Source organism: Pseudovibrio sp. JE062, assembly GCF_000156235.1.
Classification (GTDB): domain Bacteria; phylum Pseudomonadota; class Alphaproteobacteria; order Rhizobiales; family Stappiaceae; genus Pseudovibrio.
In genome coordinates this window covers 554,787-561,250 of record NZ_DS996807.1, presented here as the reverse complement: position 1 = coordinate 561,250, position 6,464 = coordinate 554,787, and the positions used below count along the sequence as shown (strand labels likewise).

Genomic DNA, 6,464 nt, shown 5'->3' with positions numbered 1-6,464 from the left:
TTTCAACAAGCGCTGTTGCGGCTCTTCTTATTATGAGACGCTCCCCAGCCATCTCCATCGGTACGGTCGCTAAAGAAGTTCGTTTGAGCCATTCCGCTACCGTTCGCCTGATCGACCGCCTTGAAAAGGATTGGTTGGTCCGACGTCTGCGCCGCAGAGGTCGTGAAGTGATGGTAGAACTGACCGTTCGCGGTAAACGTAAAGCCGTAGAAGTGGCTGAAGCCCGTCGCAAAGCAGCTCATGCGCTGCTCGGTGACATTGATGAAAGCCAATTGGACAACCTCTCTTCCGTTCTCAAGTTCATCCTAAACGACGTGGAAAGCTCTGCTTGCACTCGCTTCTGCTATGATGACCCGATGGAAGATGAAAAGGTTGAAGAGAACGAACCAGCCTAAGACAACTATTTCACGTACTTAGCGATTTATATTTTTCATTTTATTTTCAACGCGGCAACACCGAAGCGTATGCTTTGGTGTTGTTTGCTTTTTTGCCCCCTCACCTACGCGCCATTAAGCTTCTCTTAAGCATAAATCTAATACAAATTACAACTAAGATTTGAATGGAATGATTTACGCAATTCATTCTGGAGAGCGTTTTCGTTTTTGAGGTGATTACTGGGCGATTTCGCTCTTTCCTGCGTGTTTCTCTTTTCATTCAGTCAAGCAGTTTCCAGGCGGATTACTCTTGGCCTGCTGCTTGCGGTTGTGCGTGTTCCTTTGTGATTCCAGAGACTTACAAAGTCAGAGCGCGTGATAGTAATTGGGTAGATGTATTTGGGTGCGCTTTGCATCAATACTATTAAGGGAAGACCTGAAATGAGTGCTGCAGTCGGATTTGAAGAAGAGGTAGGCCAATCTGACATGGGTTCAACCAGTTGGCCAATTGCTCTGGGCTGGGTTCTTGCTCTCCTGAGCTTTGGGATGAGCTGGGCCGGTGACACCGGCACCATGAGCATTCTTTCAGGAGTTGCTTTCCTGCTTGCGGCTATTCCAACCGCGCTATGGCTGAAAGATAAGTCCTCTGGCACTTCAGAACTCGCATCCGGCGTTTGCCTTGCTGTTCTGGCTGGCCTTGCAAGTTCTGCTGCTGCGGTTGGCGGATATGCTGAGGGCTGGCAAGTGGACTTCAACATTCTGTTCTTCGCACCGCTCGTCGTTCTGGGCTCTTCCCGCAATGGTGGAGCCCTTGGTGGTTTCCTTGCAGTTTCCGCGATTTATCTGCTCGGCAGCCTGTTCATTATGCCAGAGTTTCTGATGAGTGAGCAGAGCACTTTTTCCGGCAACATGATCATTCTGGTTCTGCTTGCTGGCGTGACCATGGCGTTTCTTGGCACGCAGGGTGAAGCGCCTGCTGAAAGCATGGGCGCGAGTGAAGCTGCTGCGACCGTCAGCACGCCAGCTGCCGAAATCGCAGAGAATGAGCAGAAGATTGCAGAGCAGTCCGAGCGTATTGCTTTCTTTGAGAAGCATGTTTCCGATCTGCGTGATGCAGTTGACGGGCAGCTGAAGAGCCTTTCTCAGAACACGCACAGCATTGTTTCCGCTTCCAAAGGCCTGGAGAACGCAACGCATAAATGCTCCAGCCATACAACTGAGGTGGTTACTTCCTCAGATGCGGCTTCCGGCAATGTGCAGACAGTTTCAGCTGCTTCTGAAGAGCTGTCCTCCTCCATTTCCGAGATCGCGCGCCAGATTGCACAGGCCAATGAGATGGTGGAAGCTGCGACACGTGGTGCGCAGGAAACCAATGACACCATTGGCAGCCTTGCAGAAGCTGCAAGCCGCATTGGTGAAGTTGTGACACTCATTCAGGCAATTGCGGAGCAAACCAACCTGCTGGCTCTGAACGCAACCATTGAAGCGGCACGTGCCGGTGAAGCTGGTAAAGGCTTTGCGGTTGTGGCGGCTGAAGTTAAGGAGCTGGCGAACCAGACCTCCAAAGCGACGGAAGAGATTGCCTCTCAGTTTCCGCTATTCAGGGCAGAACCCGTGAAGCGGTGGAAGCGATTGGCTCGATCTCCCACACCATGGATGAAGTGAACTCTCACACTGGTGCGATTGCAGAAGCGATCACCCAGCAAGGTGATGCGACCAACGAGATTTCAGCCAATATTCTGGCAGCCTCTGACGGCACCATGGCTGTTTCCCAAGGCATCGCGAGCCTTAGCGAAGCCATGAATGAGGCAACCGGTTCTGTTTTCGAAGTGACAGAGAAAGCAAGCAAGGTGGATGGTGATCTTAATGAAGTTCACGATACGCTGGAGCGTTTCTTCCACGACGTTGCTTAATTAGCACCTCAATTTTTGAGTTTGACGGGTCGCCAGTGGTGGCCCGTTTTGCATTTTGGGTGCTTATCTTGCTTCATCATTTTTGCCGCTTCCGGCTTCATTTTGCGGAATTTGAGAGAAAATCGATCACAATTTACGCAAAACTACTCAACAAACGGACTTGGAGACAATTTTATGATTGCCTTGGTCTGGCGGGCTGGTATTGAGCATTCTTAATAAGGGTAACCCAAATAAGAATGGACAGGCATGGCGCAGTTTGCGTTTGGAACGGTACTTCTTGTCGACAGGCTAAGTCATGAGCCTGCGCGTCTCTTCCAAGCCCCTCAGCGCGTGTTAACCTGCCAAACTCTTTCCGAAGTCCCTCAGTTTCTTCAGCAGCTGGAGCAAGAACGCAAAGCAGGTCACCATCTGGCAGGCTTCTTCTCCTATGAGTTCGGCTTTGCTTTTGAGGAGAAACTGAAGCAGCGCTTTTCCGGCTCTGGCAACATGCCACTTGCCTGGTTTGGCGTTTATGATGCACCGGAGCTTTTGTCTCGGGCGCAAGAAGCGCAGTGGCTGAAGGAAGCGGCGGGCAACGAGGCCTCCCCCTCCATTCACATCAACCAGTTTGACATGAGCAAAAGCGACTATGACGCTGCTTTTGCAAATACGCAACAGCATCTGGCACAGGGCGATATCTACCAAATCAACCTGACGATGCGCGCGATGCTTGAACAGACTGGAAGTGCGGCGGCACTCTTTGATAATTTGCTGTTTCAGCAGCCCGTCGGATATGCGGCGCTTCTGCATCTGGGAGATCAGAAAGTTCTCTCTATTTCGCCAGAGTTGTTCCTGGAGCGCAAAGGCAAGCAGCTGACAACACGCCCTATGAAAGGCACTGCTCAACGCGGACGGACAACGGATGAAGATGCGCGTGTTCAGGAATGGCTGCAAAGTGATGAGAAATCGCGCGCCGAGAACACGATGATCCTCGATCTGATGCGCAACGATCTGTCCCGCATCACAAAAGCAGGCAGTGTTTGTGTTCCCTCGCACTGCGAGGTTGAGCAATACCGCAGCTTATTCCAGATGACCTCCACCACGACGGGTGAGCTGGTGGATGGGGCTGAACTGCCTGAAATCATCGAGGAGCTGTTTCCGTGCGGGTCTATCACCGGAGCACCGAAGCTATGGGCCATGGAGATCATTGACGATCTGGAGAAGAGCCCACGTGGGATCTACACCGGCTCTATCGGCATGATTGAGCCGAACGGTGATTTCACCTTCAACGTGGCGATCCGCACCCTTGTGATTGATGAGGATGGTGCTGCAGAGATGGGAACGGGCTCCGGTGTGGTGTTCGATTCAGGCGCTTCTCCTGAGTATGACGAATGCTTGTTGAAGCTGAACTTCCTGAAGGCCTCTGACGAACGGTTCACCCTGTTTGAAACTATGGGCTGGACGTCTGAGGATGGCTATACACTGCTGGAACGGCATATGCAGCGGATGGCGGATAGCGCATCTTACTTCGGCTTCAACTGGAATCCAGAGCAAGCTTTGCGCGTGCTTGCGGACCATGCTGCAGGTTTTGAGCGCTCCATGCGGGTGCGGCTTGATCTGGCGGAAAATGGCGAGCTGTCGGTGACCGCGCAGGAGATGCCAGCTGCGAGCGGTGATGATTGGCGTGTTTGCATTGCAGAAGAACGCGTGCATTCGCAGGACCGCTTCCTGTTTCACAAAACCAGCCGTCGTGGGTTTTATGATAAGACACGGGCCCATTATGCCGCCCAATATGGGTGCTCTGAGGTCATCTTCCTCAACGAAGCTGGGTATCTGACGGAAGGCAGTTTCACCACTCTGTTCATTCGCAGGGACGGCAAGTTGCTGACACCAGCACTGAAGCACGGCTTGCTTCCCGGTGTGTTCCGCGCTGGTTTGCTGGAGCATGGGTATGCGGAAGAAGCTGATCTGACACTTTCAGATCTGCAGGGGGCTGATGCGGTTTACATCGGCAACTCTCTGCGCGGGTTGATGAGGGCCAGCCTTGTTTCCCTTGATGCTGACGTAAGTTAGGTCACTTTTTCCAATGTCTGCCAACGGGCATTCTCCTTTTATCTTCAAGCTCCTCAACGCAACTGGCCAATGCTATAGCAGAATCTGGCCCTAAGGCTCTTCTCCACCTCACGCTAGGTTTGATTGCATATCAGAATGTGCAGATCACAGCCGAGCCTGTGACGTGATGGGGAGGATTCGTGCGATGAAGATGACTACCGAAGAGGCCTTTGTAAAAGTGCTGCAAATGCACGGGATTGATAACGCCTTTGGCATTATCGGTTCAGCCATGATGCCGGTTTCGGATCTCTTTCCCGCCGCAGGTATCAAGTTCTGGGATTGTGCCCATGAATGTAACGCGGGCATGAGTGCGGACGGGTACTCCCGCGCCACTGGCAAGATGAGCATGGCGATTGCTCAGAACGGCCCGGGCATCACCAACTTCGTGACGCCTATCAAAACAGCTTACTGGAACCATACGCCTTTGCTGCTTGTTACCCCGCAGGCTGCCAACAAGACCATCGGACAAGGTGGCTTTCAGGAGATTGAGCAGATGGCTCTCTTCGAGGATATGGTTTGCTATCAGGAAGAGGTTCGTGATCCTTCCCGTATTGCGGAAGTGCTGAACCGCGTGATCGAGAAGGCTTGGCGCGGATGTGCACCAGCGCAGATCAACGTGCCACGCGATTTCTGGACACAGGTGATCGATATCGAGCTGCCGCAGATCGTGCGTATGGAAAAGCCGCGTGGTGGTGTGCAATCCATCAAGAAGGCGGCTGAGTTACTTTCGGATGCCAAGTTCCCCGTGATCCTGAACGGTGCGGGTGTGGTGTTGAGCGGCGCTATTCAGGCCTCTGCCTCTCTGGCGGAGAAGTTGAGCGCACCGGTGTGCTGTGGCTATCAGCATAATGATGCGTTCCCCGGCAATCATCCGCTCTCCGTTGGTCCGCTTGGGTACAATGGCTCGAAAGCGGCGATGGAGATGATTTCCAAGGCGGATGTGGTGCTGGCCCTTGGCACACGCCTCAATCCATTCTCCACTCTGCCCTGCTATGACATGGATTACTGGCCGAAGGAGGCCAAGGTCATTCAGGTGGACATCAACTCTGACCGGATTGGCCTGACCAAGAAAGTCACTGTCGGCATTCAGGGTGATGCCCGCGCGGTGGCAGAGCAGATCATGGAAGAGCTGGCTGATCATGCTGGCAATGATGGCCGTGAGGAGCGTGAGGCTCTCGTGCACCACGCAAAATCAGCCTGGTTGCAGGAGCTGTCCTCCATGGATCACGAGGATGATGATCCGGGTACCACTTGGAACGAGCGCGCTCGCACCCGTGAGCCTGAGAAGATGTCTCCTCGTATGGCATGGCGTGCTATTCAGGCCGCACTGCCGAAGGAAGCGATCATCTCTTCTGACATCGGCAACAACTGTGCGATTGGTAACGCTTATCCGAGCTTTGATGAGGGGCGTAAGTACCTTGCTCCGGGTCTGTTCGGCCCATGCGGTTATGGTCTTCCGGCTATTCTGGGCGCGAAGATTGGGTGCCCTGATACGCCGGTGGTCGGCTTTGCCGGGGATGGTGCCTTTGGTATCTCCATGAACGAGATGACGGCGTGTGGCCGTGATGACTGGCCTCCGATTACCATGGTGATCTTCCGCAACTATCAGTGGGGTGCGGAGAAGCGCAACACCACGCTATGGTACGACGATAACTTCGTTGGCACCGAGCTAAATCTGGAAGTGCAGTACGCCAAGATTGCGGAGGCCTGCGGCCTCAAGGGCGTTCAGGTGTTCAGCATGGATGAGCTGAGCAAGACTCTGGATGATGCCATTGAAGGCCAGATGGAGCGCAATGAGACCACATTCATTGAGGTGATCCTCAATCAGGAACTTGGAGAGCCTTTCCGCAGAGACGCCATGAAAGCACCTGTTGCTGTCGCAGGCATCAATGCGGAAGATATGCGCGAGCAAGAACTCGCGTAAGTCCCCCAGCAGTGCCCTTCTCGCCTCCTCTGAGAAGGGCATCAATCTTAAAGCCCGCGCAGTGTAAAGCTGCCCGGGCTTTTCTTTTTGCGCATCAGTTGAACAACAACACTTTGCGGCACGAACATCAGATTAAGACAACACCTCGCGCATGGTACGAGG

General features: G+C 53.3%; 5 protein-coding genes. All 5 read left to right on the top strand.

What is annotated here, in order from left to right:
- A partial coding sequence (locus PJE062_RS10105; protein WP_008548213.1) for a MarR family winged helix-turn-helix transcriptional regulator occupies window positions 1-395 on the top strand: 395 nt, incomplete at its 5' end.
- A gap of 420 nt (window positions 396-815) precedes the next feature.
- Window positions 816-2,039 carry a methyl-accepting chemotaxis protein gene (locus PJE062_RS27020; RefSeq protein ID WP_050773882.1) on the top strand — a complete coding sequence of 408 codons (1,224 nt, stop codon included), beginning with the start codon at window positions 816-818 and terminating at the stop codon, window positions 2,037-2,039.
- Window positions 1,997-2,287 carry a hypothetical protein gene (locus PJE062_RS26345; RefSeq protein ID WP_157039113.1) on the top strand — a complete coding sequence of 97 codons (291 nt, stop codon included), beginning with the start codon at window positions 1,997-1,999 and terminating at the stop codon, window positions 2,285-2,287. The genes PJE062_RS27020 and PJE062_RS26345 overlap by 43 nt, the downstream gene beginning before the upstream one ends.
- A gap of 246 nt (window positions 2,288-2,533) precedes the next feature.
- Complete coding sequence (pabB, locus tag PJE062_RS10095; protein ID WP_008548352.1) at window positions 2,534-4,339, top strand: aminodeoxychorismate synthase component I; 1,806 nt, start codon at window positions 2,534-2,536, stop codon at window positions 4,337-4,339.
- Window positions 4,340-4,523: 184 nt separating this feature from the next.
- Window positions 4,524-6,302: a sulfoacetaldehyde acetyltransferase gene (gene xsc, locus PJE062_RS10090; protein ID WP_008548353.1), complete on the top strand. Its 1,779-nt coding sequence runs from the start codon at window positions 4,524-4,526 to the stop codon at window positions 6,300-6,302.
- Window positions 6,303-6,464 lie beyond the last annotated feature (162 nt).

Bases quoted from the DNA above. Each gene is read 5' to 3' on its own strand.
- PJE062_RS27020 (WP_050773882.1), top strand. From the start codon at position 816: ATGAGTGCTGCAGTCGGATTTGAAGAAGAGGTAGGCCAATCTGACATG.
- pabB (WP_008548352.1), top strand. From the start codon at position 2,534: ATGGCGCAGTTTGCGTTTGGAACGGTACTTCTTGTCGACAGGCTAAGT.
- xsc (WP_008548353.1), top strand. From the start codon at position 4,524: ATGAAGATGACTACCGAAGAGGCCTTTGTAAAAGTGCTGCAAATGCAC.